This is a genomic window from Streptosporangium sp. NPDC002524 (assembly GCF_040295985.1).
In the GTDB taxonomy this organism is placed as follows: domain Bacteria; phylum Actinomycetota; class Actinomycetes; order Streptosporangiales; family Streptosporangiaceae; genus Streptosporangium.
Genome location: NZ_JBEOWK010000012.1, coordinates 247,511 through 273,611 on the forward strand (window position 1 = coordinate 247,511; position 26,101 = coordinate 273,611).

The 26,101-nt window shown below is 69.9% G+C and carries 24 protein-coding genes and 1 tRNA gene; 7 read left to right on the forward strand and 18 right to left on the reverse strand.

Annotation, left to right across the window (positions count from 1 at the left end; genetic code table 11):
- Positions 1-112 precede the first annotated feature (112 nt).
- Positions 113-565, forward strand: a complete 453-nt coding sequence (locus ABT053_RS22520; RefSeq protein ID WP_350971041.1) for a hypothetical protein — start codon at positions 113-115, stop codon at positions 563-565.
- A 1,538-nt stretch (positions 566-2,103) separates the two neighbouring features.
- On the opposite strand, the gene ABT053_RS22525 is transcribed toward ABT053_RS22520, so the two are convergent.
- Together ABT053_RS22525 and ABT053_RS22530 are read right to left on the reverse strand one after the other, a co-directional pair.
- On the reverse strand, positions 2,104-2,652 hold the full coding sequence (locus ABT053_RS22525) for a hypothetical protein (RefSeq protein WP_350971042.1): 549 nt from the start codon (positions 2,650-2,652) through the stop codon (positions 2,104-2,106).
- 612 nt (positions 2,653-3,264) lie between these two features.
- Positions 3,265-3,897: a hypothetical protein gene (locus tag ABT053_RS22530; RefSeq protein ID WP_350971043.1), complete on the reverse strand. Its 633-nt coding sequence runs from the start codon at positions 3,895-3,897 to the stop codon at positions 3,265-3,267.
- A gap of 820 nt (positions 3,898-4,717) precedes the next feature.
- On the opposite strand from ABT053_RS22530, the gene ABT053_RS22535 reads away from it, so the two are divergent.
- Together ABT053_RS22535 and ABT053_RS22540 are read left to right on the forward strand one after the other, a co-directional pair.
- Positions 4,718-4,924 carry a hypothetical protein gene (locus tag ABT053_RS22535; protein WP_350971044.1) on the forward strand — a complete coding sequence of 69 codons (207 nt, stop codon included), beginning with the start codon at positions 4,718-4,720 and terminating at the stop codon, positions 4,922-4,924.
- A gap of 126 nt (positions 4,925-5,050) precedes the next feature.
- Positions 5,051-5,446 carry a hypothetical protein gene (locus tag ABT053_RS22540; protein ID WP_350971045.1) on the forward strand — a complete coding sequence of 132 codons (396 nt, stop codon included), beginning with the start codon at positions 5,051-5,053 and terminating at the stop codon, positions 5,444-5,446.
- A 54-nt stretch (positions 5,447-5,500) separates the two neighbouring features.
- On the opposite strand, the gene ABT053_RS22545 is transcribed toward ABT053_RS22540, so the two are convergent.
- The 7 genes from ABT053_RS22545 to ABT053_RS22575 all read right to left on the reverse strand — a co-directional run bounded on the left by ABT053_RS22545 (position 5,501) and on the right by ABT053_RS22575 (position 13,329).
- Positions 5,501-6,169: a hypothetical protein gene (locus ABT053_RS22545; RefSeq protein ID WP_350971046.1), complete on the reverse strand. Its 669-nt coding sequence runs from the start codon at positions 6,167-6,169 to the stop codon at positions 5,501-5,503.
- A 24-nt stretch (positions 6,170-6,193) separates the two neighbouring features.
- Entirely contained in the window at positions 6,194-9,853 is a 3,660-nt protein-coding gene (locus ABT053_RS22550; protein WP_350971047.1) for a hypothetical protein, read from the reverse strand.
- Between the two features lie 733 nt (positions 9,854-10,586).
- The gene (locus ABT053_RS22555; protein WP_350971048.1) at positions 10,587-12,020 is read right to left on the reverse strand and encodes an AAA family ATPase; all 1,434 of its coding nucleotides are present in this window, start codon (positions 12,018-12,020) and stop codon (positions 10,587-10,589) included.
- Positions 12,017-12,391, reverse strand: coding sequence for a hypothetical protein (locus tag ABT053_RS22560; RefSeq protein ID WP_350971049.1), 375 nt, complete (start codon positions 12,389-12,391; stop codon positions 12,017-12,019). Before ABT053_RS22560 ends, ABT053_RS22555 begins: the two co-directional genes overlap by 4 nt.
- Entirely contained in the window at positions 12,388-12,576 is a 189-nt protein-coding gene (locus ABT053_RS22565) for a hypothetical protein (protein WP_350971050.1), read from the reverse strand. The genes ABT053_RS22560 and ABT053_RS22565 overlap by 4 nt, the downstream gene beginning before the upstream one ends.
- A gap of 191 nt (positions 12,577-12,767) precedes the next feature.
- On the reverse strand, positions 12,768-12,989 hold the full coding sequence (locus tag ABT053_RS22570; RefSeq protein WP_350971051.1) for a hypothetical protein: 222 nt from the start codon (positions 12,987-12,989) through the stop codon (positions 12,768-12,770).
- 64 nt (positions 12,990-13,053) lie between these two features.
- Positions 13,054-13,329, reverse strand: coding sequence for a helix-turn-helix domain-containing protein (locus ABT053_RS22575; RefSeq protein WP_350971052.1), 276 nt, complete (start codon positions 13,327-13,329; stop codon positions 13,054-13,056).
- 104 nt (positions 13,330-13,433) lie between these two features.
- Between ABT053_RS22575 and ABT053_RS22580 the strand changes: the two genes are divergently transcribed.
- Both ABT053_RS22580 and ABT053_RS22585 read left to right on the forward strand, forming a co-directional pair.
- Positions 13,434-14,069 carry a hypothetical protein gene (locus tag ABT053_RS22580; protein ID WP_350971053.1) on the forward strand — a complete coding sequence of 212 codons (636 nt, stop codon included), beginning with the start codon at positions 13,434-13,436 and terminating at the stop codon, positions 14,067-14,069.
- Positions 14,070-14,071: 2 nt separating this feature from the next.
- The gene (locus tag ABT053_RS22585) at positions 14,072-15,694 is read left to right on the forward strand and encodes a tyrosine-type recombinase/integrase (RefSeq protein WP_350971054.1); all 1,623 of its coding nucleotides are present in this window, start codon (positions 14,072-14,074) and stop codon (positions 15,692-15,694) included.
- A 29-nt stretch (positions 15,695-15,723) separates the two neighbouring features.
- Here ABT053_RS22585 and ABT053_RS22590 read toward each other — a convergent pair.
- From ABT053_RS22590 to cysS, 3 genes are all read right to left on the reverse strand, one after another.
- Positions 15,724-15,796: transfer RNA gene (locus tag ABT053_RS22590), tRNA-Thr, on the reverse strand.
- Between the two features lie 72 nt (positions 15,797-15,868).
- On the reverse strand, positions 15,869-16,837 hold the full coding sequence (gene rlmB / locus ABT053_RS22595) for a 23S rRNA (guanosine(2251)-2'-O)-methyltransferase RlmB (protein WP_350971055.1): 969 nt from the start codon (positions 16,835-16,837) through the stop codon (positions 15,869-15,871).
- Between the two features lie 23 nt (positions 16,838-16,860).
- The gene (gene cysS / locus ABT053_RS22600; RefSeq protein WP_350971056.1) at positions 16,861-18,258 is read right to left on the reverse strand and encodes a cysteine--tRNA ligase; all 1,398 of its coding nucleotides are present in this window, start codon (positions 18,256-18,258) and stop codon (positions 16,861-16,863) included.
- Between the two features lie 633 nt (positions 18,259-18,891).
- Here cysS and ABT053_RS22605 point away from each other — a divergent pair.
- Entirely contained in the window at positions 18,892-20,355 is a 1,464-nt protein-coding gene (locus ABT053_RS22605) for a DUF2637 domain-containing protein (protein WP_350971057.1), read from the forward strand.
- A gap of 950 nt (positions 20,356-21,305) precedes the next feature.
- Here the strand turns inward: ABT053_RS22605 and ABT053_RS22610 are convergent.
- From ABT053_RS22610 to ABT053_RS22625, 4 genes are all read right to left on the reverse strand, one after another.
- Positions 21,306-21,572 carry a GlsB/YeaQ/YmgE family stress response membrane protein gene (locus ABT053_RS22610; protein ID WP_350971058.1) on the reverse strand — a complete coding sequence of 89 codons (267 nt, stop codon included), beginning with the start codon at positions 21,570-21,572 and terminating at the stop codon, positions 21,306-21,308.
- A 93-nt stretch (positions 21,573-21,665) separates the two neighbouring features.
- A complete protein-coding gene (locus tag ABT053_RS22615) occupies positions 21,666-21,932 on the reverse strand; it encodes a GlsB/YeaQ/YmgE family stress response membrane protein (RefSeq protein ID WP_350971059.1) in 267 nt (88 codons plus the stop codon).
- Between the two features lie 188 nt (positions 21,933-22,120).
- Positions 22,121-22,579, reverse strand: coding sequence for a 2-C-methyl-D-erythritol 2,4-cyclodiphosphate synthase (gene ispF, locus ABT053_RS22620; RefSeq protein WP_350971060.1), 459 nt, complete (start codon positions 22,577-22,579; stop codon positions 22,121-22,123).
- 17 nt (positions 22,580-22,596) lie between these two features.
- A complete protein-coding gene (locus ABT053_RS22625; protein WP_030924410.1) occupies positions 22,597-23,079 on the reverse strand; it encodes a CarD family transcriptional regulator in 483 nt (160 codons plus the stop codon).
- A 284-nt stretch (positions 23,080-23,363) separates the two neighbouring features.
- On the opposite strand from ABT053_RS22625, the gene ABT053_RS22630 reads away from it, so the two are divergent.
- The gene (locus tag ABT053_RS22630; protein ID WP_350971061.1) at positions 23,364-23,948 is read left to right on the forward strand and encodes a copper chaperone PCu(A)C domain-containing protein; all 585 of its coding nucleotides are present in this window, start codon (positions 23,364-23,366) and stop codon (positions 23,946-23,948) included.
- 280 nt (positions 23,949-24,228) lie between these two features.
- On the opposite strand, the gene ABT053_RS22635 is transcribed toward ABT053_RS22630, so the two are convergent.
- A complete protein-coding gene (locus ABT053_RS22635; RefSeq protein WP_350971062.1) occupies positions 24,229-24,918 on the reverse strand; it encodes a response regulator in 690 nt (229 codons plus the stop codon).
- Complete coding sequence (locus ABT053_RS22640; RefSeq protein WP_350971084.1) at positions 24,915-26,096, reverse strand: sensor histidine kinase; 1,182 nt, start codon at positions 26,094-26,096, stop codon at positions 24,915-24,917. The genes ABT053_RS22635 and ABT053_RS22640 overlap by 4 nt, the downstream gene beginning before the upstream one ends.
- Between the last annotated feature and the right edge of the window lie 5 nt (positions 26,097-26,101).

Genomic DNA, 26,101 nt, shown 5'->3' on the forward strand with positions numbered 1-26,101 from the left:
TTCACCACCCAGCCAGTTCCCCATCGTACGGCGAGGGCCCTTCTCATTGACCGAAGCCGGACGTTTCTCGGGCGGACATTGCAATCCGCCATTACGCGGTCACGATGACGGGGTGACCACCCACACCGATCCTGACCTGCAACGCCTCTCCAACCTCCTCAGCTTCCTGCCAGGCCCCGACGATCCCAACTTCTGGAAGGAGGTCGCCGAGAAAGATCGACCACCGAGCGACCCGTCATACAGCGACTACGTGATCAAAAACCTGGTCGGGAACATGCCAGCGCTTCACAAGCCCGACCCCCAACCCAGAGAGATCGCGAAGCTCGTCCAGTACCTCCTGATGTTCTTCGGCGGCAACTCCGACCGCCTTCACGACCCCATCGGGCGCCGGTTCTCCTTCGTCGCCGGGAGCTGGGAGACCCTCGGCCAGGTCTGGCAGGAGGACCTGACGGCGACGTGCTGGCGTCTCTACGTTCGATACGCCGCCGTCGAGTCCTGGTGGACGAAGTGGCCGGAGGACGTCCAGGCCTGGCGAGAAGGGCGCTACGGGGACGCCTCGGAGTGAGCTACCGGTACCCGATCGACTCCGCCGCATGCTGCTGAATGACCCACTTCGGAACGCCTTTCCCCGACTGATCCGGGGGAGGGTGTTTCGCGTTGCGCCGGTCCCCGGCTGGGCCGGTCGAGGTGGCACGGGGCGGCTGCCGAGGGGCCGCGGTACGGCTCAGGCCGGGGTGTCGACGGCCACCCGGCGTGCCACCTGGACCGGCCGGTCACCGCTGGTCACGCCCGGCCAGGCGTGCGCAGTGTGCCGCCTCGACGGCCATCCAGGCGGGCCTGGCCGAGGGTGACACGCGGGACGGTCCGCAGGTAGGTCGCCTCGACCGGCCCGACCGGGGCGAGGCGGCCACCTCGTGCCGGGTCCGTCGAGGCGGTCGTCGGGTGGCACGGCCCGGCCCGAGCAGGCGCGCGCCGAGGGTGCCGGCCGACCGCCTCGCGGGCCCCGGATGGGACCGACTGGACCACCCTCGGCGGGGTGGTCCGGCGACCGGCCAGCGCGGCGCCGAGGGTGGCCACGATCGCACGGCGGAGTGACCAGCCGCGGCACGCTGACCGTCGGCCGGCCGGACGTCGAGCCGTGCACCGGACTGCCCGGCGGACCAGCCCCGGAAGGCGGTCCGGTGGACACGGCACCGGCCCGGCCGCGGTCACTTCCGATGAACAGGACGGCGCCGACTCCGTGACCAGTCGCCCCCGACTCGTCACAGAGTCGGGGGTAGCGGACCGCTACCGGATCCGCCGGTCCGGCCCGATCCGCCCTGGTCGAGGCGGGTCACCGTTTCTTCGCCGTTTCCCGGACCGTTTCCCGATCGGGAAACGCGAGCGGGAACGCGCCGAGGCACCGGAGCGTCCTCGACGTGCCCCGGTAACCCCCCCCGAGGGGCTACCACCGACCGGTAAGGGGGGTTACCGGTCGGCGGTAAGGGGGTACCGGCCGGGTGTACCGGCCCGTACTGAGGGTGTACTGATCTTGGACGTTTGCCCTGTACTAAGGCCGTACCGGGGTCGTACTGAGGGTGTACCGGCCCGAGGGTTCAAGCGCACCGCAGAGAGGGTGATTCACCCTCTGTCCGCAGTCGCCGACGAGCTGGTGGTCGCGGGGTGGTCGCGACCGATCCGCGACCGGAGCGCGACCGGTCGGCGACCGGGAACCGGCCGTCGAGCAGGGGCGACGGCGCACGGCCCGCGACCGACTTCCCGGCGGGCCGCGGCCGGGCCGACCGTCCGGCCGGTCCGGGTCGCGGTCCGCGACCGGTCGCGGGAGCGGTCGCGACCGGCGGGGTGGTCGCGACCGGTCGCGTCCCGGCCCCGGGGGGACCCCATGTGCCCACCCGACCCCATGTGCCGGGGACCCCATGCACCTCCGCCGGCGGCCCGGCGCGCAGAGCGACCCGCGTCTTCCTGCAACGCCCGGCCGGTCGACGCCCAGCGCGTCGGCCGGGACCGCACGGTCGTACGGCGACCACCAGGTGTGGGGGTCGTGTGGGTGCCGCGCCCCCACGTAGGACCCACAGGTGGGTCGTGGGGGTCAGAAAACGTCGTTCACCAAAGGTCTGTTCCGCCATCGGGATCGAGGGCGGCTGCTGCGCGAAGCGTCCTTGTCGCGTTCTTGGCGATCTCCTGATCGTGCGCCGCAAGCTTGCCAGGGTCATGCCTCAAGGACTCGTTCAGGAGTATGTTGCGCATCTCGTCACCGCGATCGCGCTCGCGGGTAGCCTCTGTGACCACCTCGGCGCGAAGGCGACGAGCCGCCTCGACTTCTCCAATCTGGCGCATGTGCTCAAACGCCTTCCGCATGTGGTCCTCGGATCCGCCCCATGGGAGATCGCGAGCCGAGAATGAAGCCAGAACTGCGAACAACAGGATTTCCTCATTGCTGCCCGCATGACCCCACGTTCGTGTATTGACCGGTTGCGCAACCCACACAGGCCCAAAGAACGAGAGGTCTTCCTCGCTCGTTTCCGGGTTGCGGATTAACTCGACCATTGGCCACGCGATCGGATCTGCTTTGTCGAGCTCTTCGAGGTACCGCTCAACGAACGGCCGCAAGTTCTTCCCAGCGACTGTGTATAGCTCTTCGTCCATATCCATGATTTCTCCTCCGTCTGATTGACGCCGACAGGGTGGAACATCGGAACGGTAACGTCCTGCCGGACAATTTCAGGCATCTCGGGTGCGGGGGCCTGCAGGCTGGTTGGGTCGCGGCGCCGGCGGACCCTGCGACCCTCGAAACCGGCCCCGGAACGGGGGTGCGCGAGGTGCCCGCGACCCGCGACCTTCCATCGTTCCCCCAGGCCGGACAGGTCGCGGCGAGGGTCGCGGCGCCGCGACCTCGGCGAGGTGCCGCGACCTTGACCGGCAGGACCGCCCGGACCTTTTCCCGGAGCCGGGAAAAAGCCTGGTCACGCCTCGCGGGGTGTCACGCCTGGCGCTTCGTGGCGGCATGTCCACTGTCACGGAGGGGGTCACGAGGGAGTGTCACGCAGGTGTCACGGGGCCCCGACCTGTAGTTCTCCACCTGTCACGCTGGCCGTGACACCCCGGCCCCTGTCACGGGCGCTGCTCCGTGATCGAGGCGGTCCACTCCCTCGAGAGAGTGGATCTTGCTGCGGGGAGGACCGATACGGGCGTCAGGCAGGAGCGTCCTATCTCGGAGGTGCTCGACGAGCAGCCCCTCACGCAGCACCGACCTGCTGGCGTTTCTCACTCTGACGGTCGCGGCGATGGAGTAGCTAGGGTGCTTTCGAAGAGTTGGTCAATAGTCTCTTCGTCGGGAGCATCAAATTCCCACAACTTGGGCCTTTCTGCCCATACTGCAATGCCAGAAATTAGGGATTGGGTGACGTCTGCGGCCCCCTCATATCCGCCATCTTCTTTTCGTTTTCTCCATGCTTTCATCAGAAGACTTTGATGTTTTTCCAGCCAACGCTTGAATGCAGAATGTGGGTCTTCTAGCCGTCCAATCATAGACGTTATGAACATATGATCCAGAACCGTCTCGTATGCGACTTTAGCCTCTTCTTCATCTTCTCGAACCAGGCTCTTGAACAGCCGCGTAAGCGCCGCCATCAAGGCTTCGATACGATCGTGACGCCTCTCTTCCAGTCGGGCCTCACGCTCCCGCTTGATGAGCCAATAAGCCACACCGATAGCCGCACCAGCACCAATAAGTGCCCCAAAAAAGTCCCCAAAGAAAACGTCTTTCCAGAAGTCAAGACCACCTTCTAGCGGCGGAGCGATAGTGATCATGGGGGTAGGAAGTGCAGTGGGAACCACCACGGTCTCCGTCACGGTCACCGTAGGGGTCGGCGCTGGCGTCAGGGTGAGTGTGAACATCCGGGAAACCTACTCCAAGTGACCACATATCACCGGTAGCTCTGCCGTAGGGGGCTATATCGAGTCACTGTTTCGGCGATCACCGAGGCGTAGCGGTAGCGGCCGTAGCGGCCCCCAGCACGGGCCCGGACCCCGGTTCCCGCCTTCCCCGCCGGGGGCCGCTACGCGCTACAGGGCCCCGTCCGCGCACGTCATCGCGTAGCGGCCCCCGTAGCGGCTGCGCTACCCGTAGCGGGGCCGCCGCTACAGAGGTTAGGTGGAGACGCCCCCCACTGGAGAAACGCTCTCAGGGCCTCTCAGGGGCCGTGAAGCGGGCCGACCTAACTCACCTAACTACTTAACTTTTCGCAGGTCAGGCACCGGTTACGCCCTCGTGGAGCCCGGGTTAGATATCTAACTCGGTTAGGCCGACTTAACTCACCGACCTAACCTGCGATCGACCCTCTCGGGCCCTCTCCAGGGCCCCTCGGTTGCGCCGGCCGGGCGTCCCCGGCGCCTCGGTGCGGCCCTCGCGAGACCGTCGCCGGGCCGGTGCCGGGATCCTGCGGACCGGCCGCCGGGGAGGGTAGCGGCGCCTGGTCGAGGTAGCGGCACCGCTACCTCTGCCGCTACCTGCCTGATCTGCGAGAACGGCCGAAGGTAGCGGGTAGCGGCACCCGCCCGGAGTTCCGGAAACGGCCCGTACGGGCCCGTCGAGGGTGAGGCCGTGCCGCTACCTCTCCCCCTGCGGACCGGGGTGCCGGGCGAGGCCGCGACGGTAGCCCTCGCGTCGTGCCATCGTGCGATCACCACCCCCAGCCAACGAGTCAAGGAGATCCACATGGATCATCAGAAGATCGGGGCGGTGTGCCCGATCGGGCCGCACACCGACGACATCACGTACGTCCGTACGGCGAAGGCGGCCCGGTGGACGGCAGGGTTCGGCCGGGGCGGCTGGCGGTGGGAGTACCACATGCCCGTCACCCACGTCCTGATCTGCGAGCGGCACGAGGTGGACGTCTTCGTCGAGGTGCGCGAGGCCGCCTGACCCGGCCCCTCCGAGGGCTGGACTAACAACCGGTTCATGATCGCGAATACCATCGAAAAAGGATGATCACCGCTTTCGGGCGGTGATCATCCTTCTCACCCCTGACCCTGAAAGCGAGTCCCCCTCTTGAACGCTCAGAACCTCCGAGAGCAGGCCGAAGCGGCTCTCACCGCGGCTGGCTTCGACGTCCGCGACGACGACACCGGTTTCCCGGCCGACCTGTCCTTCCCGGGCGGCGTCTGCCTCTTCGTCCAGGACGACCAGGCCCGGCTCTACCTGGTGTCCCCCGATGACCGCCGCAGCGAGGCGGCCGACACCGCAGCGAAAGCCCTGGCGGGCGCGGGACTGCGCGCCGTCGACGTCGGCGCTGACCCGGCCTCGGCCGGTACGCGCACCTCCAACGTGGTGCTGACCGGAACCGGCGAGCTGGCCGAGGGCGGCGACCCGGACGACGGCCTGCCCCCGCACCTGCTCCGGCCTCCCGTCAGCACCACCGCCGTACACCGCGCCTCCAGGCGGTAACCTCCTCCCCAAGGCCCTGTTGCAGGATCTGAGGTCCCTCGGACGCCACCACCGCTACGAGGGCCTCTGAGGGCCGCTCGCGGCCTCTACGGCGAATTCCAGAGCCAGGCGCCGCCACACGTCCGCACGGCGCTCTCCACGCGCTGTGGCCGCTTCATCGAGCAGCCGGTTGGCGAAGACCAGGATCCCCGCCCCGAGACTTCCCGGGTGAGTCCCGGCCTGGAGCTCGACGACGGCCTCGGTCAGGGTGTGCGCGTCGCCCGGCTCGGGCTGTTCGATGCTCTGGCCGGCCGAGACGAGCCGGACCAGCGCGCCGAGGGTCTCCCCCAGCGGACGGACCTCGGCCGTGCCCGTGTCGAGATGGATTCGCACAGTGGTCTGTGCCCACTCCGGGCGGAACTCCAGGGAGTGGCGGTCGGCCTGGGCGCGGTCCTGCACGGCGAGCTCCAGCGCGCGGCGCCGGTTCTGCTGCTCTGGGCTCTCGCCGTCCGGGTCTTCGGCGTGCCGCGCGAGGGCCTCGGCGTAGGTGCCGACGAGAGCGTGGTCGAGCTCGAACTGGTCGTCGTAGGCGGCGGCCACCGCGCGCACCCGGCACGGTGCGGGCGCCTCGCAAGCCGGACAGGATCCGGCCGGCGGGTGGTGGTGGTCGAGCCAACCCGGCGGGAAGGGGTGCTCGGCCTCGGCGACGCGAGCACGGACGAAGGCGAGCAGTTCGGCGCTCATGGGTTCCTCTCGGTGTGAAGACGATCATCTGCGGTTGTCGAGAGACAGGCCGTTGCTGCTGTTGCGCCGGTTGTGCTCCAGGGAGCGCTTCTGCAGGACCTTGAACAGCTCGGCCTCCGACCAGACGGACCCCTGCACGGTGATGGTGGTCGCGTGGTGGTGGACGACGGTCCCGCCTCGGCCGCCGCCAGCGGCGGCGACCGCCACCATCGGCGCGCGGCGCACACCCGGCGCCTGCCCGAGGCGGGCGGCCAGGCGCTGCGCGGCGGCGTCGACGGCGGGCAGGCCGTCGTCCATGCCCGCGGCGACGCCGGCGACGGTCATCGCGCCCGCGTTACGCAGGGCAGGCAACTGCGACGGGCTCTTGATCTTCAGGGACTTCTTGATGCCCTTGGCCATCCGAGCGGCGAGAGCGTCCATGGTCTTGTCCAGCGACTTCAGCTCGGCGTTGAGGCCGGTCAGGAAGCCCTTCCCAGCGTTCTTGCCTGCGTCGTAGAGGATGTCGGCGCCCTGGTAGCCCAGGGACGCCGAGGCGCGGTCGAGGGCCTTCTGCGTCGAGTTCAAGTCGTTGAACGTCGTCTTGTCGGTGGAGAGCAGCATCTCGCCGTACTTCAGGCCGTCCTCCGGCCCCATGTCGAGAACCTGCCGCAGGATCGACTTGGACAGGCCGCGCTTGCCGAGCGCCTTGATCACGGACGTGAAGCGGGTCAGGTCCGAGAGCTTCATGGTCAGGCCCTGGCGGATCTGCCGGGCATCGGTCGGCCCGTCCAGCCCACCGAGACCCGCGAAGCTCTTCGCGTTCGACGTCAAGGTGGCCGCGTACTGCTTGCCCTCCTTCAGCCCCTCCCGGGCCAGCTCCCGCCGCTCCGAGAGGTCCTGCAGACGCTCCGAGTGCCGATCGAGGTAGCGGATCAGCTTCGTGTCCAGCGTCGTCTTCTTGTCACCGAACAGCTTCGCGATCGTGCGCTCCATCCGGCGATCCATGGAAGCGATCTCGGCCGTGCTGCCGGTCATCCCCTTCATGAAGTCCTTGCCCAGGGCGACGCCCAGCGCTCTCCACTGCGCCGTGGAGACGTCGACCCCGCCGACCGGGGTCACCTTGCCGCCCGAGGCGTACCCGGCCAGGCCGCCGCCTGCGTACCGGCCCGCGTTGATCGCCTCGATAATCGGCAGGTAGCGGCGCGTCTGCTTGGCGTTGATCACGTACTCGTTCTTGGACAGCAACGCCGGGATGGAGTCCGAGGTCTCCGTGCCGGGGCCGTCGATCGGCCCGCCCCGGGCCCGCCGGATACCGGAGCCGGTGACCAGGCCGCCGGTCGCGCCCCGGTCGAACGCGCCCACGCTCGGCGTGCCGTTGATGGTCGCCCTGCCGGTGCTGCTGTAGACCACGCTGACCCGGACCACCCGGTCACGCAGGCTGTTCAGGTTGCCCCGGACACCGGAGATGGCGGAGTTGGCCTGACCGGTGTTCGCCTTGACCGCGGTCGACTTGGTGGGCGGGATCTTGTGGATTGCGTTCCAGGTCGCCAGCAGCTTCGCCTGCGCCGCAGCCGCGTCCGCCTTGATCACCGTGGTCTTGCCGTTCGGCAGAAGCCGGATCTGGTTGCCGTACCGATCGACGATCGTGGTCGCGCCCTTGGCCCGGGTGATCGTGCCCTGCATCGAGTGCACCAGGCTGTCAACGGCGGTCCTGCCGATCTCGCTGCCCTTCGACAAGCGCAGCAGTGACGGGAACTGATCGCGGATCGCCTTGTCGGACAGGCTCACCGCCTTGCCCGCGTCGCCCTGGGCCTTGACCCACGCCCCGAGCGGCCCGAGCTGGCTCTCCAGGGCCCGTGAGCGCTCCAGCGAGGTCGAGGTGCCGTCCTTGAGGACCTTGTTGCTGGCGTCCAGGGCGGCGCGCATCTGGTTACTGGCCGACAGCACGTTGAGCGCGGGCGTGAAGAAGGCGTTCATCGCCGTGTTCAGCGCGTCGGTGCGGACCTTCAAGCCCAGGGCCGAGTCTGCGGCGATCTTCCAGGACTCGGAGACCACGAGCGTCGGGTCGTTGGCCAGCTTCACGGCATCGCTGTAGCGCTTGATCTTCGCGGCGACATCCGCCGAGACGTTGCCGCCCTCCATGACGCCCTTGGACAGGTCGACGCCGGCGGCCGTCGCCAGCCGCACGGCGCTCTCGGCGGTGACGTTGTACTGCTTGCCCAGGGCGGCGGCCCCGGCCCGCACGTTGGCGAACTTCCGATCGTTATCGCTCTTGGCCTGGCTCACCCACTCCTTCGTCAACGCCTGCGCGGCCTGGGCGCCCTGGTACATCTGGACGCTCGTGGTCGTCACGTTGCCGGTGAGGTCCCGGGCGGCCTGAGCAGCCCGCAGGGTCGACGGCGTGAGCTGCCGGTCCAGCGCCCGGTTCGCCGCGACGTAGCCCGAGAGGTTGTTGCCCATCGCCTTGTTCGCAAGGTTGATGGACTCGACCAGCCGGTCCGCGCCCGACTTCGCGTTCAGCGCCTTCAGGCCGAAGTAGGCGATCGCCAACCCGGCGGCCATGTAGATGTTCGGCCCGGCCGCGGTGACCACGTTCAGCAGCCGTGTGGCCTTGCTCGCGCCAGAGGCCCCGGCGGTGGCCGCCTTGTACTTCTCCCCGGCTCTGCCCATCGCCTCGCCAGCGCTCGACAGAGGCCCGCGCAGACCGATGCCCAGGACGGCGAGCTGAGCCAGCTCCGGAGACAGGTCCGACAGGTTCGCCAGCAGCTTGGCCGACATGCCGACGACGGACAGGCCGGTCGTCGCCAGAGGTGCCAGCGACTCCGTCAGCGAGGCGGCCAGGTGCGCCGAGGACCCCAGCGCGTTGCCGAGCTCGTGCACGGTGGGCCCGGCCTGGGCCTCGACGAAGGAGAAGAACTGGGCCGCGCGATCGCTGTCGAGCGCGTCGCCCATCTGGTTTTCCAGATCGACCAGGGCCCTGGCGGTCGCCCGGGTGATGGGCTCCAGCTTCGGCATGATGCGCGCCGTCTCGGCCACCGCGTTGTTGTAGACCCGCAGTACGTCCGGCTCGACGGCCTTGGTCAGGTCCTTGTACTGCGTGACCAGCATCCGCGTGGAGGCCGAGCTGGCCTTCTGGCCATCGGAGAGCGAGTCCCAGGTCTCGCCCATCTTCGTCGCGCCCTCGACGACCTTCTTCACCGTCGGCACCGCGAGCGCGCCGAAGGAGGCCACCCCGGCGCCCGCGGTGACGAACGCCGGCGCGATGGCCACCCCGGCGGCGACCAGCGTGACGAGCTCGCCCCGCATGAGGGCGGCCGACTTCGCCCCCTTCACGGCGGCGGCGGCCTGCCGGGTCTGGGCCCGGGCGGCCTTCTCGCTCGCTTCGCCCGAGGCGATGGCGGCGGCGGCCTGGGCGATCTCGGCGCGCTCCAGCTCCCGCACCGCGCGGGCGGCGAGCTCGGCGGCCCGCTCCTCCTTTAGGAACCCGCGGGCGGCCTTCTCGGCCGCCTCGGCCGCGATCCGGCCCGCACGAGCGGCCCGCTCCCCAGCCTCGTTGGCCGCGATGCCCATCTTCCGCGCGGACAGGGCCGCCTTGTCAGCGTCGCGGCCGAACTTCTTCGCCGCGTCGGCTGCTTGGCCGGCGCCCCGCTCGAAGGGGTCGGCGTCGGCGACGAACCGCGCGACCGCGGGAGGCAACTCGGTCATGGTGTTCCCCTCAGAGTGTCGTTAGTTGGCCGGTGCTGATGAGGATCACGTTCGGCCGGTCTGGCGTTCCGACGGTCGGTGGATTTCCGGGGGACCCCATGCGCCCGAGGTACCCCATGCGTGGGGGGACCCCATGCATAGAGACAACCCCATGCATAGGCACCGGAACGCAGGGCGGCCGAGGGCACCCCATGCAACCCCCCAGGGGTGACATCGCGTACGGGAGGCGTTCGGACGGTCAGGGGTTCGGACGGTGGCCGGCCGAGACCCTGGGCGGGTTCCACTCCGCGGGCACGACTTCCACGACGTCGTCCCAGTCCCGAAGCTCGTCGGCGTCGGGGGGTAGACGCGCACGAAGGCCGCGTTGCCGGTCGGGTCGTCGCCGCGTCCGAGGGTGTCGGCATCGAGGGGTGAGCACGAGCCGTCGGCGCGGATCGTCCAGGCGAGCAGGGGCCTTGAGGTGGTGGTGCCGTCGTCGTTGCGGAACTCCGCGCGCCACCCTCCCCCAGGGATGACCGCGACGACCGGGGCCCTGGCCGCCCGGAGGCCGACGTAGCCCGGCCGGGAGTCGGCGCCCTGGAGGCGCCCGTCTCGCACGACGAGCGGGTGCCCTTCGTCGTTCCAGGCGATGACCGGGGCGGTCGTCTCGACGGTCTGTGGCGTGCCGTCCGGGCCGGTGCGCTGGTGCTCGTACAGGGCGACGTAGCCGTGAGCGGGAAGCATGCGGATCTCCTCAGTGTGATCGGGTCCGGTCAGAGACCTCTCCATCGCTTTCGCACATGGGGTGGCGGATCTGGTCGGGGGTGAGCTTGGTCATGGCCGTCCCGCATGTCTCACAGAGGGCCAGCGGGCCGTCTTTCCCATGCCGGGCTTCCGACGTTCCCCCGCCCTTAAGGGCGGGGGCGGGGGAACGTGCGTCAGGGATGCCGTCCCCCGACGTTCCCCCAACGTTCCCGGGGAACGTCTGACCTGGGAAAACGTCCCTATGTTCCCCCGAATCGGGGGAACATAGGGTTACCGGCGAGTAGGGAACATGCGGGGGAACCTGGTATGTCCGGTTCTTCCGAATCCTGACGGCTTCCTCGATCTTCGAGTTCGACGCCTTGATGCCGTGCTCCGCGCATGCCTCACGGACTCGCCGGTTACCCCAGTCGGTCGGCACCCTCGCCGCGTCGAGTTGCATCACAACCCACTCGGCGGATCCCTCGGGCGGCCCCTGCTGGCCCCACGCCCCCGCGGGACCCTCTCGACCGTCAACCGGGATGAGGACCACGCTGGTGACGGGCGTACCGTCCTCCTTGGCCTCCCCGTCGAGCTCGACCAGCTTCAACCGGAAGACCTGATCCGGCAGCTCCTCGTCGTCCTTCTGCTTGCCCGTCGACAGCGTCACGCGCGTCTCGGCCACCCCCTTGCCCCTGCGGGTCACGCCGAGCTCGGTCTGCATGCCGCCCTTGAAGGCGGAGGCACCGCGCCCGCGGTCGGCGTTCTCGTGGCCGCTGTGGTGGACGATGAGCACGCACGCGCCCGTGACCCTGCGCAGGTGCTCCATGCGGTCGACGACGACGCCCATCTCGGTGTTGTCGTTCTCGTTCACCCCGACCGTCACCCGGGCCTGTGTGTCGATGATGACCAGGACGGGGCTCAGCCGTCGGCACACCTCGATGAGCACGGCCCACTCCGGTGACATCGCCTGGACCGGCCGGGGCAGGAACTTGACCCCGGTCATCTTCCGGGCGTGGTGCTTCCCCCAGGCGCGGACGCGCTTGCGCATGCCCTTGGCGCCCTCGGCCACCAGGTAGATGACCAGCCCCTGCCGCACGCTGCGGCCGTACCACTCCATGCCGGTGCCGACCGCCCCGGCGAGGCCGAGGGTGATGAACGACTTGAAGACCCCGGACGGGCCGTAGATGCGCGTGACGGTGTCGAGGAAGAGCACGTCCTGCACGAGGGGCTCCAGCGCGGGCAGGTCATCGAGGCTGGCAGCGTCGAGGAGTTCCCCGATGAGGGCATTGACCTGGTCTTCGAGTCCGTTGGGGACCTCGTCAGGCCAGGGCTCTTCCTCGGCGGCCTGTTCTGCCTGCCCGCGCGCGGCGGCGGCGGCGAAGATGTCTCCGACCGCCTGGCCGGGGCCCGACCGATGTACGTCGGGCTTGTCGAGCGGCGTCACGCAGTCCTCCGTAGGGGGCGGCCCTCCCATGGGACGGGGCCGCCTGTGTAGTCGCCGCGCCGGGCTACGGCGGCGGCGCGGATGCACCTGGAGCAGCGCCCGCACTTCGCCGAGCAGGGCACGCCTGCGGCGGTCGAGACGTCCATTTCCGCGCGGTCGGCGGTGGTGGCCGCGCTGCTGGCGGAGCGGACCGCGACGTACGCGTGGTGCCATTCCCGGGCCATGCGGTGTTCGGCCTGGTGCTCGCCGATGTCGAGGCCGACGGCGTGGCCGTCGCGGTAGCCGCTGGCGTAGGCCTCGGCGAGGTCGCGGTGGTGCTGGTCGAGGTCGTCGAGCAGGGCGCGGAGTTCGACGGTGGGGTCAGCAGTCATGCGGCCCTCGTCTCTTCGATGAACCCCTCGTCGATCATCTCGGCGATGACGACGGGCAGGATCGCGCGAAGGCCGAGGGCGGCCAGGTGGTCGCGGGCTGCTCTCCATGCGACGAGTGCCCGAGTGCTGGTGTCCTCCGGGCCCGCGTACACGTGGGGCCGACCGGAGGCGGGTTGTTCGTTCATGGTTCCCCCGCGGTTCTGTGGTCTGGGGTGCTGTGGGGTGCGGGAACCGGGCGAGCTGGGGGTGTGGTCGAGCGGTTCGGTCAGCGCGTACCGTGGGCGCCGTTCCCCCGCAGGGGTGCGGCCGGGTACGTGCCGGGGTCGGCGCCGTGCGGGCGTCGGCCCCGTTCGGCCCCCAGGTGAGGGCGGGCGAGTCACTCCGCACCGGGCCCTGTCGCCTGGGCGGGGTCGATACCGAGACTCCGCAGGAGGTCGGCCCGGGTGACCCGGTAGGCGTTGCCGAACCGCTGGACCGGACACGGGAACTCGCCACGGCGGGCGAGTTCGTGGCTCTTCGTGCGGCCGAACTGCCAGGCGCGGCCCGCGGTGACGAGGTCGACGGCGGCCGGGAGCGAGAGCAGCTCACCGAGGGTCATGCTCCGGGGGTCGGAGGTGCTCGCCGTAGGGACCGCGCGAGGGTGGCCCCGGCCTTCTTGCCCGTCACGCGAGGGCCTTCGTCAGCTCGTCGAGGAGACCGCGGTAGGTGATCGCGTGATCCAGCGTGGGCACGGCCTGTCCGCGCTCCCAGCGGGACAGCGTCATGGCCGTCACGCCGAGGGCGCTGGCCATCTCACGCAGGGAGACGCGCGCCCGCTGGCGGATCTGCTGGCACTCGTTGGGGGGTGGCAGCTGCGCGGCGCGCGCCCGAGCGGCAAGGCCCTGGATGGGCTCCCGGTCACCGGAGGGGTCGGAGTGTGCGCACTGAGATGTTGGCATGGTGGCAGAGTAGTTACAGACGCGTTCATTTGCAAGGGGTGACAGCTCAGACGGCTAAGAGTGCACATGTAGACATCGGGTTACATGGGCTTTAGCATCGGCTCGTGAGTGATGAGACGCCAGATGTCGTACGGCTGGGTGAAGACGAAGCTCTGTCCTTCGCCCCTACAAGCTCTGAGCACGGCGCATGCGGCTGGGCCGCCTACTTTTCCGACGCGGTCGAGGAGGCCGGCGCCCAGGTCTTCGCACGCTTCGCGGTCGCCGGCAACGTCCGCTATGTGACAGGACTCCCGTTGGTGGCACGCGATCTCCTGATCAGGAGTGGAGTGGAAGGGGCGAACGTCACAGCTCGCCTCCTCCGGACTCTCCCCGTGGCTCGCATGGAGTCGGCCGCGAATCAGCGAGCCGCACACCTCGGCGAGGCCGACACGGCCACCTACCCCCTCGTCTCCCTCGACGTGCGGATCCCAACAGGCATGGAGGCATGGGCCCGCCGGCCTATCGCCCCCGGCCCCGACCAGGGGATGCCTCTCAAGCTGAGCATCCCCACCGATCGCAAGAAGCCGAACAGCTTCTATGAGCAGGTGGCAGAGCGCTTTCAGTGGCTCGCCTCGCGCGGGCCTCGGCCTGCTTCCGTGCTGGCCGAGGCGAACGAAGTGCCGGTGACCACGGTGCACCGATGGGTCAAGGAGGCGCGACGCCGTGGCCTACTCCCGTCCGGACAACGAGGGAAGGGGTAGCCGTGAAGGGCTCGACGTTCAAGCGGTGCAAGTGCCGCGGCGAGGACGGCCGCGAGCTCGGCGCGCAGTGCCCCGAGTTGAAGCGGAAGAACGGGTCATGGAACCCCGGGCACGGCACCTGGTACGGCAAGGCCGAACTGCCCGCGGCCCCGGACGGCAAGCGCGTCGACCTCCGCGTCGGCGGGTTCCGCACAGAGGCCGAGCTGACGACGTTCTTCGAAGACGCCCTCCAGCTCGTCTCCATCCCCGACACCGGCCCGGACGGGCACGACGCGCGGATGGAGATCCGGAGCCTGATCCTCGACGCCCGCAAGAACCGCGGCCCGATGCCGCAGGTCGACGAGATCCGCCGCAAGTACCGGGCCGGGCAGGCGTTCCGCCCCGAGACGTTCGGGGAGTTCTGGGCGCGGTGGATCGCCCGGCGCCGGCGGATCGGGGACCTGCGCAAGGGCACGCTGCTGCTGTACGAGTCGCATCACCGGATCCACCTGCACGTCCTCGACGGGGTCCCGATGGACCGGCTCCGGGTGGGCACAGTCGATGAGATGTTCGCCGGGATCGACGCGAAGAACGCCGAGCTGCTGGCCGCGAAGGCCTCGGCGGACCCGGCGGTCCGGGCGTCGGTGCGTGGCCAGCGGGTCACCGGCCCGGCCACGAAGCAGCGCATCCGGGCCACCCTGCGCTCAGCCCTCGGCGACGCCCAGCGCGAGGGCCTGGTCTCCGACAACGTGGCCAAGCTGGTCAAGCTGGAGGCGGGCAAGCGGCCGAAGGGCCTGGTTTGGACGGCCGAGCGCGTGGCCGCCTGGACGGCCGAGTACGAACGTGCCCTCGACCAGGCCCACGAGAAAGCCGGCCGCCGCCGGGTCGACGCGCTGCAGATCTGGGCGTCGGTGCCCCGGCCGAGCAAGGTCATGGTGTGGACGCCCGCGCAGCTCGGCGTGTTCCTCGACGCCGTGATGAATGACCGGCTCTACGCGCAGTTCCACCTGATCGGGTTCGTCGGCCTGCGCCGGGGCGAGTCGTGCGGCCTGCGCTGGACAGACCTCGACCTGGACGCCGGGCAGGCGATCGTGCAGAAGCAGCTCGTCCAGGTCGGATGGGACGTCGAGGAAGGCGACCTCAAGACCGATTCCAGCGAGGCGCCGATCGCCCTGGACAGGGCCACGGTGAAGGTCCTGCGCGCGCACCGCGCCCAGCAGAACGCCGAGCGCCTCGCGTGGGGCGAGGCGTGGCAGGAAACGGGCCGGGTGTTCACCCGGGAGGACGGCTCCCAGCTCCACCCCGCGTGGGTCAGCGACCTGTTCTCGCGCCTGGCCTTCGATGCTGGCCTGCCTCCGATCCGGCTGCACGACCTTCGGCACGGCGCGGCGACCATGGGCCTGTCGGCCGGGGCCGACATGGCGACGATCAAGGCGATGCTGCGCCACTCGTCGATCACGATCACGGCGGACACCTACACGTCGATCATGCCCGAGGTGGCGCGCGAGGCGGCCGAGGCGATCGCCGCCCTGGTACCCCGGAAGGCCGCCGTCGGGGAGTCGCCCGAGGGTCCGTCCAGAACTCCCGGTCCCCCTTCGGTCTCCCACGAGGGGCGGACCGGCCCAACAGCTCTGAGAAAAAGGTAGGACCCCCACGTCAGTGGGGGTCCTATGCGAGCCGACGAGGGGAATCGAACCCCTGACCTACAGTTTACAAGACTGTTGCTCTGCCGATTGAGCTACGTCGGCAAGGTCGCCAGTCGAGTGTAGTCGGCTCGCTCCCCGTACGTCACCGAGGTATGCCCCGCCGATTGCGAACCGTTAGGAACGGCGGTGGCGGGCGACCTCGTAGAGGGCGATGCCCGCGGCGACCCCGGCGTTGAGGGACTCGGCGGCGGCGTGCATCGGGATGCGGACGACCAGGTCACACGACTCGCGGACCAGGCGGGACAGGCCCTTGCCCTCGGAGCCCACGACGACGACCAGCGGGCCGTCGAGGAGGTTGGCCTCACCGATGTCGACCGTGCTCTCTCCGTCGAGGCCGATCACGAACAGGCCGGCCTCGCGGTACTCCCGCAGGGTGGCGGTGAGGTTGGCGGCGCGGGCGACCGGCAGGTTGGCCAGCGTGCCCGCGGAGGTCTTCCAGGCCCCGCCGGTGACCCCCGCCGAGCGGCGGGAGGGGATGACCAGGCCGTGGGCGCCGAACGCGGTGGCCGAACGGGCGATGGCGCCCAGGTTGCGGGGGTCGGTGACGCTGTCGAGAGCGACGATCAGCGGGACCTCGGCGGCCTCCTGGGCGAAGCGGATCAGGTCGTCGGGGTGGGCGTAGTCGTACGCCGGGATCTGCAGGGCGATGCCCTGGTGGATCCCGCCCTCGGTGAGGCGGTCGAGCTTCTCCCTGCCGACCTCCAGCATCGCGATGCCCCGGTCGGCGGCGATGCGGACCGACTCCTTGACGCGGTCGTCGTTGTCGATCCGCAGGGCCACGTAGAGCGTGCTGGCCGGAACCCCGGCCCGCAGCGCCTCGACGACGGGGTTGCGCCCGCCGATGTGCTCGGGCGCGTCGTCGCTCCGCCGGGTGCGGACCGGGGTGCGCGTGGAGGGGGACCTGCCGGTCTTCTCCTCGCGCTCGATCCGCTCGCCGCGCGCCTTGTCCTTGTGCCAGTGCCGCAGATGCGCCGGCGGGGTGGCCCCCCTGCCCTCCAGGCCACGACGGACGTTGCCGCCCGTGCCCTTGGTCGGACTCTTCTTCTTCGCGGGTCGCCCGGACCCTTTACCCCCACCAGCCATGGTCTATAGCGTACGGCCTGGTTTCACCGCGAGAGTTCCCAGCGTGGTCCCTGGGGGGTGTCCTCGACGTGGATGCCCGCGTGGGAAAGCTGGTCACGGATGCCGTCGGCCGCCGAGAAGTCCTTGCGCGCCCGCGCCGCCTGCCGCTGTTCCAGCGCGACGGCGACCAGGGCGTCGACGGTCGCCCGCATGCCGGTCTCGCCGCCCGAGGAGCGCCACTGCTCCGAACGCGGGTCGAGGCCGAGGACGTCGAGCATGTTCTGGGTCTCGGCGAGCAGCCTGGCCACCTGCTCCTTGTTGCCCTGGGCCAGCGCGACGTTGCCCTCGCGGACCACCTCGTGCACCACGGCGAGCGCCTGGGGGGTGCCCAGGTCGTCGTCGAGGGCGTCGGAGAAGGCCTGGGGAAGCGGGGCGTGCGCGTCGACGTCGTGGATGACCTCGGCCGCGCGGGTGACGAAGCCCTCGATGCGCTGGTAGGCCACGGCGGCCTCGAACAGCGCCTCCTCCGAGTATTCGATCGAGGAACGGTAGTGCGGGGCCGCCAGGTAGTAGCGGAGCTCGACCGGGCGGACCTTCTTGGTGACCTCGGGGATCAGCAGGGAGTTTCCGAGCGACTTGCTCATCTTCTCCGCGCCGATCTTGAGCATGCCGTTGTGCATCCAGTAGCGGGCGAAGCCGTCGCCTGCCGCCTGGGACTGGGTCAGCTCGTTCTCGTGGTGCGGGAAGATCAGGTCGACGCCGCCGCCGTGGATGTCGAAGGTGGACCCGAGATACTTGGTGGCCATGGCCGAGCACTCCAGGTGCCAGCCGGGGCGGCCCCGGCCCCACGGGGTCGGCCAGGTCGGCTCACCGGGCTTCTCGCCCTTCCAGAGCGCGAAGTCACGCGGGTCGCGCTTGCAGGAGTCGGTGTCGGTGTCACCGGCGGCCCGCATGTTCTGGAGCTTCTGGTTGGACAGCGAGCCGTAGCGGTCGGCGTAGGACATGACGTCGAAGTAGACGTCGCCCTCGGCGGCGTAGGCGTGTCCGGCGGCGATCAGCCGGTCCATCAGCTCGATCATCTCGGGCACGTGGCCGGTGGCGCGGGGCTCGACGGTGGGAGGCAGGCAGCCCAGCACCTCGTAGGCCCAGGTGAAGGCCCTCTGGTTACGCTCGGCGACGGCGAACCACGGCACGTTCTCCTCGGCGGCGACCCTGATGATCTTGTCGTCGATGTCGGTGACGTTGCGGCAGAAGGTCACCTCGTAGCCGGACCTGATCATCCAGCGGCGGAGCACGTCGAAGTTGACGCCCGAGCGGATGTGCCCGATGTGCGGGGGAGCCTGCACGGTGGCACCACACAGGTAGATCGAGGCCCGGCCGGGTTCGACCGGGACGAATTCGCGGACAGTGCGTACGCTGGTGTCGTATAGCTGCAGGCTCACGAAGGCAAGGCTAATGCCTCACCTCCCCTCACAAACCGAGTTGCGGGACGTTGAAGACACTCAGCAGAGTGTTTTATGACCATTAGCGTCAAATGTCGCCCAGCTGATCCATCAGAGCGGCACCGTGACAGAAGACACGGCCGGGGTCGGTCCTGACGGTCGTCCTCCCCCCGGAGATTCCACTCGTCCGGGTAATCCGCACGTCGTCTTCGGGATTGATCGGCGCCCCTGACAGTCCCCGCACCTCGACCTGGCAATGACGTGCCGTGAGGGGCGGCGAGGCCGGACACCACGACGGCCACGCGCGGGTCAGCGGGTCCGCGGGTCATGCGTGAAACCGGCCCCCTCGCGCCGCGCCCCGACTGCCGGGACCACGATGTCGCCCCCGCCCGTCTTCTCCCGCTTTCCCGCTTCCCCGCTTCTCCCGTACGGCGCTCGCCCGTGGGCTCCCGTCACCGTCGGAACCGTGGGCTCCCGTCATTGTCGGAAGTCGTCGTGACGGCGGCGTTCGCGGTGTCGGCCGTCTCTGGTGAGATCGGATGGTTTTTACTGCCCTTTGTCCCGGTTGTCCCGGCCGCCTCCAGAAAACTTCCCCGATCATGCTAGATGCCGATTCTGTAGGCTCAAAGGGCCATGGACGTCAAACCCCCCGGGGCGGCAGGCTCGATCTCCCGCCCGTCCCCGCTCCCGCCCCCGCCCGCCGCCTCCGAGCCGAGCCGGGTGACCATCGCCCTGCGCCGCGCCGGGATCGCCGTCACCGGAGTCGGCGTGGCCGCGCTCACCGCCGCGGCCTGCGTCCTCTCCTTCGAGGACCTGCGCGCCCTCGCCGTGGCGGGCAGGGCGCCCGCCGGCCTCGCGTACCTGTATCCCGCCGCCTTCGACGCCCTGCTCGTCATCGCGATGATCGGCGTACTGCTGCTGAGGGGCGGCTGGTGGCCGGTACGGCTGCAGGCGGGCCTGGTCCTGACGCTGCTGTTCGCCGGTGCGGCCGCCGCCGAGGTGTCCACCGCGATGCGGATGGCGGTGGACGAGGGGCGCGCGGCCGTCGTGGTCGCCGTCGCCCCCTGGGTGATGCTGGTCCTGGCCCTGTGGCTCTGGCTCCTGCTGATCAAACACGCGGCCGCCCGGAGGGCCGCGAGCGACGCGGCCCTGTCCGGTCTGCCGTCGTCCGGGCGCGACATCGTGCCGTTCCCTGAGGCGAGCCGGGCGGCTCAGGGGCGTCCCGACGCGCCCGGCCCCGAGGAGCGCTCACACCGACCCGAGCAGCCCGCCCGCCACGGCCACGGAGACGACCCCGGCCACCGAGAGCATCCGGATCATCCGGTGCATCCCGGGCACCCCGGGCATCTGGTGCACCACCCCGCGGCGGAGATCATGCTCGATCCGCACGCCGCGCCTCCCCTGGAGGCCGCCCCGCACCACGACCTCCCCGCGGGAGAGCCGGTGGTCGGCCCCACCGCGGCACCGGAGACGCCCGAGGTCACCGACATCCCGCAGGACCCGCCGCCCTCTCGGGAACCCGCGGCTCCCCCGCCTTCCCGGCCGGGCAAGCCGATGCGCTGGGGCGACCTGGTCCGGCCCCGCCAGGGCGACCTGCTCGTCCACCCGCCCCGCCCCGCCGTACGGGCACCCGAGCCCGAGAGCGGCGGCAGGGTCAGCGAGCGGGTGGAGACGTGGGACAGCGGCACCGACCTTCCCCGGGAGCGGGAGGCCGAGGTGAGCGAGCGCGACGCCGACACCCAGCCGATCCTCGCCGTGAAGGACCGCCCCGCGAAGGAGCGCCCCGCGAAGGAGCGCCCGGCGAAGGAGCAGCCGGTGAGCGACCGTCCGGTCAACGTCCCGCCCGGCGAGATGACCACGGGGCGGGCGGCGAGGACGACCGCGGAGGCGGCTTCGGAGAGCGCCGCGGAGGCGCCTGTGACGGCGCGAGGGACGCGTGGCGCGGGCCGGAAGGCCGGGGAGTCCCCCGACCCGGCGCACGGCGCCGAGGCCGCTGAGGCCGGGGAGGAGGCCGAGGCGCGGTCACACGACGAGGACGGCACCGCGGCGCCGCCCTCCGGACGGATGCGCAGCACGCCCGTACCACCGGGTGAGTGATAGCCGGAGACGGGCGAGCGGGGGGCGAGGGCGGGCCTGAGTCGCTTCCGACACATCCGTCGATCGCGGCGGGAACCCGGGTCGGCGTTCCCGCGCTCCGGTGACCTGTGCCTCAGTGCCCCGTCGACCTGCGATCCGGTGACTTTGTGTCGCGGTACGGCTGCGAACGCGCGCCGGGCAGGGGGCGGGGCGTGACGGGGAGCGGCCGTGGTCGTATGCCTGTCGGGTCAGCTCCGGGGCCTGGGAGGAGCTGACCCGGTCTTCGGGCCGTCGGCTCAGCCGGGTCTCCGCGGAAAGAGCCGGGACCGCTGAGATCGGCTACGTGGTCGGCGTCCCTTCGGGCCCCGCCGTGCGCGCCGGGTGGGTGGTCCAGGCGTTCGAGGACCACGTTCTCCGGGGGTGAACAGGCCGGTGGACCCGGGGCGCCGTTGCCCCGGAGGTCACACCGCTCGGCCGTTCCGGCCCCTCGCGAGCGATACCGGCCCTCTTCACGGGCGGTCTCGTCGGCGGGGCGGGAATCGGCCGGGGATGGTACGGACCCCGTCGCCGCCCGGCCGGCCTGTCCGGCGGCCGGGCGGCGACGGGGTGGCGGCGGGGTCTGGGCCGCACACCGTGGTGGAACCGAGCGGCGGTCTCCTGCCGGAACCGCCGTTCGTCCACCGGGTTGGACCGGCCCGCAGCTATTCGCTCACACATGTGTGAACGGCGCCCCGCTGCGGACCGGCGTATTTGCACACCTCCGGGCCGTGTCAGGATCGGCCGGAAGCCGGTTCGGCACGCTGCTCGAACCGGCCGTGAACGGCCGAGACCCGCTCGGCAGGCCAGACGGAACCGAGCGGGTCTTCTCCTGGAGCACGATGACATCGTGCGCGTCATCGCGAGTGCCTCCGGACCGGAGGGGGTCCAGTCGAGTCTCGGCGAGGTCGCCGGGATGTCTCACCCGGTTTTCGCTAGACCCTGGAGCGCTTGAGGCCGGCGACCAGGCCGACACCGACGATGGCCAGGCCCACCTGCATGACGAGCTCGATCCAGTCGATACCGTCGGTGGTGGCGACGCCGAGAACCTGGGCGATGGCGGTACCGATAAGCGCGGCGACGATGCCGACGACGACGGTCAGGATCACTCCGATCGCCTGCCTACCGGGAAGCAGGAGACGGCCGAGGGCGCCAACAACCGCGCCGATGACGATGGCCCCGAGAATAGACGCGATAGTCATTTTCAACCTCCCAGTGATCGTGAGACCTTCACTCTCACAGGGAGGTGGCTACCCCCTGAGTCACGGATATTCCTACAGGCGGCAAAAAATCCTTCAGTGCGTCTTTCTCGCCTGCATCTGGACGACGAGGAGCACCCCGAGCACCGCGAGTACCAGCTGGATGATGTGCTCCCACCAGTTGACCCCGCGCGTGTTGGTCAGACCGAGCGCTCCGGCGATGAGAGAGCCGATGAGCGCGGCGACGATGCCGACGATGAGCGTCAGGCCGATGCTGAGGTTCTGACGCCCGGGAAGGATGAGGCGCGCCAGGGCGCCGATGATGGCGCCGATGATGATTGCGGAGACAATCGAGACGATCATGTCTGGCTCCCCCTGTTACGAGACACGGTCACCAAGGGGTTACCCAGCGCATTCACTGATCACGCTAAAAAAGGGGTGGCCCGTACCGCGCCAGGAAACGGGCCACCGCCTCGATATGAATCGGCGGGCATTCCGCGCCGCCCGCCGGAACGTTTTCCACGTTCCGTATAGAAGACGCCTGACACCCGCTACAGGTTCACCACGATCGCGGTCGCGACGGCCGCGACACCTTCGCCGCGCCCGGTGAGGCCGAGCCCGTCCGTCGTGGTGGCGCTGAGGCTCACGGGAGCCCCCACGGCGGCGCTGAGGGCCTTCTCGGCCTCGGCACGGCGGGGGGAGAGCTTGGGACGGTTGCCGATCACCTGGACGGCCACGTTGCCGATCTCGAAGCCCGCGGCGCGCACCTTGCGCGCGGTCTCCTCCAGCAGGGCGGCACCCGAGGCTCCGGCCCACCGGGGGTCGGAGGTGCCGAACAGGCCGCCGAGGTCACCGAGGCCCGCCGCAGACAGCAGCGCGTCGCAGGCGGCGTGGGCCGCGGCGTCACCGTCGGAGTGACCGGCCAGGCCGGTCTCGCCGGGCCAGTGCAGACCGGCGAGGTGAAGCTCGCGGCCAGAAGCGAACGGGTGGACGTCGACCCCGACGCCCACCCGTGGAAATGTCTTGTTCAGGAGTTGAGAACCTCGTCCAGCAGGGCCTCGGCCTTGTCCTCGTTCGTCTTCTCCGCGAGCGCGAGCTCGCTGACGAGGATCTGCCTGGCCTTCGCCAGCATTCGCTTCTCTCCTGCGGAGAGTCCGCGCTCCCTGTCTCGCCGCCACAGGTCGCGAACGACCTCGGCAACCTTGTTGACGTCGCCGGACGCCAGCTTCTCAAGGTTCGCCTTGTAGCGTCGGGACCAGTTCGTGGGCTCTTCGGTGTGAGGCATTCGAAGCACGTCGAAGACGCGCTCAAGGCCCTCTTGTCCGACGACATCGCGAACACCGACGAGTTCTGCGTTGTCAGCCGGCACCTGGACGGTAAGGTCGCCCTTGTCGACCTTAAGAACCAGGTAGGTCCTTTCCTCACCCTTGATGGTTCGGGTCGTGATCGCCTCGATCCGAGCAGCCCCGTGGTGGGGGTAGACGACAGTGTCGCCGACCTGGAAAGTCATGTGACAAGTACCCCTTCCGCTGTACTCAAGAGTACCACGTATCCACAGCCTCCCGGAACAGTGAAATCACCATAACTGCAGGTCAAAGCCGCATCTTATGACTTGACAAGTGACCAAGTGTGTGAATCAGAGGGGCAAAAAGCACTTATGACCTGCGTTCCTCGCCTTCGGCTGATGAGGTGGGACGGCGCGAAACGACGGGGCGGGTCGGCGGGAAACCCGGTAAACGTCGCCGATAGGGTTGCCCTTGCCCTATCTCACGCGTGACAAGGAGAACTCGCACCGTGACCCGCAACATCCGCCACCGGGCGATCGTCGCCGCGGCGTTCCTCGCAGCCGCTCCGGCCCTGGCCGGCTGCGGTGCCGGATCCGACGCGATCACCAACAAGCCCTACTCGCCGACCGAGGCGCTCTCGGTCAAGGAGAAGGGCATCGACATCTCCCAGGCCTTCTTCCTGGGCCCGGACTCGGGCGCGACGCTGCCCGCCGGGGGGGCCACCCCGCTCTACCTGTCGCTGGTCAACACCAACGCGGGCGCCGACCAGCTCGTCGGCCTCGGCGTCGACCCCGCCCTCGGTACGGCGAAGGTGAGCGCGCCCGTGGCGCTCCCTCAGAACCAGCGGGTGAACGTCGGCAAGCCGACCCCCACCGTCCTCATCGAGGGGCTGAAGAAGCCTCTCAGGGGCGGCGAGGGCGTGAAGGTGCAGCTGCAGTTCGCCAACGCCGGCATCGTGCAGCTCACGATCCCCGTCGTCACCCGCAGCCGCGAGTTCACCGCCTACCCGCAGGCGCCCGGCGCCTCCGCGGCCCCCACGCCGTCGCCCACCCCCTCCGCCACCACGGGGGACGAGCACTCCTCCGGGCACTGACGGACGCCGACGGACGCTGACGGACGTCGAAAGACACCGAGGGACACTGACGGACTGACGGACACCGAACGCTCCGGGGCCGGCGACGGCCTCCGGACACGCCGAGGGGCCGTACGGCGCGGGCACGCCGTACGGCCCCTCGGTCGTCCGGAGGCGGGTTGTCCCCCGGAGGCGGGCGCGCCGGAAGCGGGCGTCGTCCCTGGGACGGACGATCGCCTGGAGACGGGCGCGGAAGACTGGGGACTGGAGACGGGCGGGAGATCGAGATGGGCGGGGAGGCTCAGACCTCCGCGGGGTCGAACTTGTAGCCCAGCCCCCGGACGGTGAGGATGCAGCGTGGGTTGGAGGGGTCGGACTCGACCTTGGCCCGCAGCCGCTTGACGTGCACGTCCAGGGTCTTGGTGTCGCCCACGTAGTCGGCGCCCCAGACCCTGTCGATGAGCTGGCCCCGGGTGAGCACCCGCCCGGCGTTGCGCAGCAGCACCTCCAGCAGCTCGAACTCCTTCAGGGGCAGCTGCACGGCCTCACCGCGTACGGCGACGATGTGGCGGTCGACGTCCATCCGGACCGGACCGGCGGCGAGCACCGCCGACTCCAGCTCCTCCACGTCGCCCTGGCGGCGCAGCACCGCGCGGATGCGGGCCACCAGCTCCCTGGAGGAGAAGGGCTTGGTGACGTAGTCGTCGGCGCCGAGCTCCAGCCCGACGACCTTGTCGATCTCGCTGTCCTTGGCGGTGAGCATGATGACGGGCACGTTGGAGCGCTGCCTGAGGGAGCGGCAGACCTCGGTACCCGGCAGGCCGGGGAGCATCAGGTCGAGCAGCACCAGGTCGGCGCCGTTGCGATCGAAGGTTTCCAGCGCCTCCGGCCCGGTGGTGGCCACGGCCACCTCGAAGCCTTCCTTGCGCAGCATGTATGACAGGGCGTCGGAGAACGATTCCTCGTCCTCGACAACGAGCACGCGAGTCACTGCGCGGCCTCCAGGGGAATCGTGACTGTGACGGGTTCCGTGACCGCCATGCCGCCGAAGGCGGGCAGGCGGAGGGTGAATGTGGAACCGGAACCCTCCTTGCTCCACACCGTGACCGCCCCGTTGTGGGAGGCGGCCACGTGCTTGACGATGGCCAGGCCGAGGCCGGTGCCACCGGTCGCCCGCGAACGTGCCGCGTCGACGCGGAAGAACCGTTCGAAGATCCGCTCCTGGGCGCTCTCGGGGATGCCGATCCCCTGGTCGCTCACGCTGATCTCGACGGATTCGGTGTTGGGGCCGGCCGCGCGGGCGCTGACCACGACGCGGGTGTGCTCGGGGCTGTAGGCGACCGCGTTGTCGATGAGGTTGCGCAGGGCGGTGACGAGGAGCTCGTCGTCGCCCCATATCCGCAGGCCCTCGACCCCGCCGGCGACGAGGGTGATGTCCTTGGCCGCCGCGGTGGTGTTGCAGCGGTCGATGGCCTCGTGCACCGCCTCGTCGATCAGGACCGGGCCCGGGGTGGGGATGGGCTCGGCGCCCTGGATGCGGGAGAGGGTGATGAGGTCCTGGACGAGGTAGGTGAGCCGGGCCGCCTCGTGCTGCATGCGCCCGGCGAAGCGGGTGACCGCCTCGGGGTCGTCGGCGGCGTCCTGGATGGTCTCGGCCAGCAGCGACAGCGCGCCCACCGGCGTCTTGAGCTCGTGGCTCACGTTGGCGACGAAGTCGCGGCGCACCGCCTCGACGCGGCGGTGCTCGGTCTGGTCCTCGGCGAGGACGAGCACCTGGCCGTGCGAGCCGAGCGGGGCGACCCGCACCGCGAAGTTGGTCGACTCCTGGCCGAACTTGTGGCCGGCGACCTCGATCTCGCTCTCGCGGATCTCGCCGTCCCTGCGTACCTTCCTGGCGAGCGCGAGCAGCTCCGCCGCCATCAGGTGATCTCCCTTGACCAGGCCGAACGCGCGTGCCGCCGAGCTGGCCCGCAGCACGCGGTCCTCCTTGTCGAGCACGACCGCCGAGGAGGGCAGTACGGCCAGCACCGAGGCGACCCCCTGCGGCAACGCGCCCGGCTCCACGCCTTCGACCGGTGTCATCGCGCTCCGCTGTCCCTGGGTGTGGCGGACGACCATCACGGCCAGCGCTCCCACGACGAAACCGGCCAGCGCGGCCAGGCTCGCCATCAGCT

Bases quoted from the DNA above. Each gene is read 5' to 3' on its own strand.
- ABT053_RS22525 (WP_350971042.1), bottom strand. From the start codon at position 2,652: ATGGATATGGACGAAGAGCTATACACAGTCGCTGGGAAGAACTTGCGG.
- ABT053_RS22530 (WP_350971043.1), bottom strand. From the start codon at position 3,897: ATGTTCACACTCACCCTGACGCCAGCGCCGACCCCTACGGTGACCGTG.
- ABT053_RS22535 (WP_350971044.1), top strand. From the start codon at position 4,718: ATGGATCATCAGAAGATCGGGGCGGTGTGCCCGATCGGGCCGCACACC.
- ABT053_RS22545 (WP_350971046.1), bottom strand. From the start codon at position 6,169: ATGAGCGCCGAACTGCTCGCCTTCGTCCGTGCTCGCGTCGCCGAGGCC.
- ABT053_RS22550 (WP_350971047.1), bottom strand. From the start codon at position 9,853: ATGACCGAGTTGCCTCCCGCGGTCGCGCGGTTCGTCGCCGACGCCGAC.
- ABT053_RS22560 (WP_350971049.1), bottom strand. From the start codon at position 12,391: ATGACTGCTGACCCCACCGTCGAACTCCGCGCCCTGCTCGACGACCTC.
- ABT053_RS22565 (WP_350971050.1), bottom strand. From the start codon at position 12,576: ATGAACGAACAACCCGCCTCCGGTCGGCCCCACGTGTACGCGGGCCCG.
- ABT053_RS22570 (WP_350971051.1), bottom strand. From the start codon at position 12,989: ATGACCCTCGGTGAGCTGCTCTCGCTCCCGGCCGCCGTCGACCTCGTC.
- ABT053_RS22575 (WP_350971052.1), bottom strand. From the start codon at position 13,329: ATGCCAACATCTCAGTGCGCACACTCCGACCCCTCCGGTGACCGGGAG.
- rlmB (WP_350971055.1), bottom strand. From the start codon at position 16,837: ATGGCTGGTGGGGGTAAAGGGTCCGGGCGACCCGCGAAGAAGAAGAGT.
- ABT053_RS22605 (WP_350971057.1), top strand. From the start codon at position 18,892: ATGGACGTCAAACCCCCCGGGGCGGCAGGCTCGATCTCCCGCCCGTCC.
- ABT053_RS22610 (WP_350971058.1), bottom strand. From the start codon at position 21,572: ATGACTATCGCGTCTATTCTCGGGGCCATCGTCATCGGCGCGGTTGTT.
- ABT053_RS22615 (WP_350971059.1), bottom strand. From the start codon at position 21,932: ATGATCGTCTCGATTGTCTCCGCAATCATCATCGGCGCCATCATCGGC.
- ABT053_RS22625 (WP_030924410.1), bottom strand. From the start codon at position 23,079: ATGACTTTCCAGGTCGGCGACACTGTCGTCTACCCCCACCACGGGGCT.
- ABT053_RS22640 (WP_350971084.1), bottom strand. From the start codon at position 26,096: ATGGCGAGCCTGGCCGCGCTGGCCGGTTTCGTCGTGGGAGCGCTGGCC.